A 1825-nucleotide genomic window follows, 5' to 3' on the forward strand; every position below is an offset into this window, starting at 1 on the left:
TTAAGATATCAGCGTACTATGTCAAGTAGAATTTTTAGGTTTCTGGGTAACCCAAACACACCTAACCCCCCAGATTTTCAAAAAAGTTAGCAACTGACAGAGAAGCGATGCTTGAAACCGGCCTTTCTCGGACTTGAAAGGAAATAGCCTCGTTTTTTCAATCCTGCGATGCAATCTGGCTGAGTGCAGAGTATACGCTAACGTACAATTCGCATTCACAGGGCGAGGTGGATAAAGCTGACATACGAGATCCAAGGTCTCCAAGAAAGTGATCCGATCTTCCCTCAGTCCCAGAAAGACCGGTTCCAAGATCTTGCTTAGTTAGGCCGTCGCTAGTGTCGGCATAACGCAATTGAAGTTCAACTTCTTATTGACCTCATCAAGGATGTGATAATCAGAGCACTGCGATTGAAACGGTAAACGGTCTCGCAGCATGGCGAAAGCGACTTTGAGCATCTTATTACCCATTGCAACAAAGATGGCTCGTTCATGTTTTCCTTTTTCCTTCAGACGATCATAGAAAGGCTTAAGGTCCTTATTATGCATGCAGAGACTCTTACCTGCTAGATATACCGCATAACGAAGGTGATCGTTTCCCTGTTTGGAAATCTTGCGGTAGGAGCCTTTGCCGCCACCTGTTTGCTTAACAATGGGGTTTGTGCCAGCTTTCTTAATTAACTGGTTTGCGTTCGAGTACTGAGATACATCGCCGATTTCAGCATAAAGCTCAGCCGCGGTAGTCACTCCTAAGCCCGGGACGGTAAGAAGCAGTCGTCCGTCTGTCTGAAGGAGAAGGTTCTCGATCTCTTGTTCCAAAACATTAATTTTGGCATCAAATGTTCGTAAGTCACGTAGCTTCATTTTCAGTAACATAAGCTCAGGCCGAAGTTCCTGTAAGTTTCTCGATAACGCTTGTTCAGCGACGTGCAAGAGCTTCTGGATGGTGGTGTTTCGCAATTTGAGATTATGCTGAATCGAGAGCTTCCGTAGCCCGGTCTCCCCTAGTTTCAGGACAGCAGCGGGGTGTGGATAATGCTCCATGAAGAAGAGCGAGGCTTTCCCCCAGAAGTCACTGAATACTTTGATTTTTCGAGCTCTACCGGCTGAATAATCTGCATATCCTTGGTACTCGCGCCAGATGAGGTCCATAAGTGCTCGAATCTCTGTACGCAAGGAAGCACGCTTCCGTGTCTCAGAGCGCCGTGCTCGAGTCAAGACATGGAGCTGACGCTGCACGCCATTCAAAAGCTGGTTTTCAGTGGCTTTGTTGCTTTTGATGGCATGGGCGATGGCCACAAGATCAAGATCATCTGTTTTGCACCAATTCAGTGCGCCGGCGCGTTCCTCGAAGGTGGTATACGGATTCAAGATCTGAACGTGGTACCCTCGTTTCGCCATCTCGCGGACGATGTCTTCATAGTAATGGCCTGTTGCCTCAATACCCAGGAACAAGCGAACAGCCTCTGTGGCTGTAACCGCTTGATTAATCTTCTTGCAAAGCAGCTCCATACCAGAATTATTCGCTGAGAAAAAGAAGGGTTTTTCAATGATGTCGCCGAAATAATTGCATATTAAGGCTTTTTGGTGGAGCTTGGCCGCATCGATTGCAACGATGAGGACTTGCTCCAGGTTAACGCCCCTTAGCTGTTGACTGAACTTAGTTCCCTTACGGCCTTGAATGTGCGAGGATTTCCCCATGCGACTTTAACCTCCTGTGGTTGGTAGGTAAGATTGAAGCTTCCCTGTCAGGTGCTTCTTTCTTCGATAGTCGCTGGGGATTTCCTCTTTATATTTTGATTATATTACACGCCAGAAAGTATAAACT

1 protein-coding gene is annotated in these 1825 nt (G+C 46.8%); it reads right to left on the reverse strand.

Translation table 11 applies throughout. The features are described 5' to 3' along the window. Positions 1 to 321 precede the first annotated feature (321 nt). Entirely contained in the window at positions 322 to 1698 is a 1377-nt protein-coding gene (locus POTG_RS22450) for an IS110 family transposase (RefSeq protein ID WP_009227146.1), read from the reverse strand. Positions 1699 to 1825 lie beyond the last annotated feature (127 nt).

This window comes from Paenibacillus sp. oral taxon 786 str. D14 (genome assembly GCF_000159955.1).
Taxonomy (GTDB): Bacteria; Bacillota; Bacilli; order Paenibacillales; family Paenibacillaceae; genus Fontibacillus; species Fontibacillus phoenicis.

Excerpts from the sequence above, each read along its gene's own strand:
- POTG_RS22450 (WP_009227146.1), bottom strand. The coding sequence starts at position 1,698 with ATGGGGAAATCCTCGCACATTCAAGGCCGTAAGGGAACTAAGTTCAGT.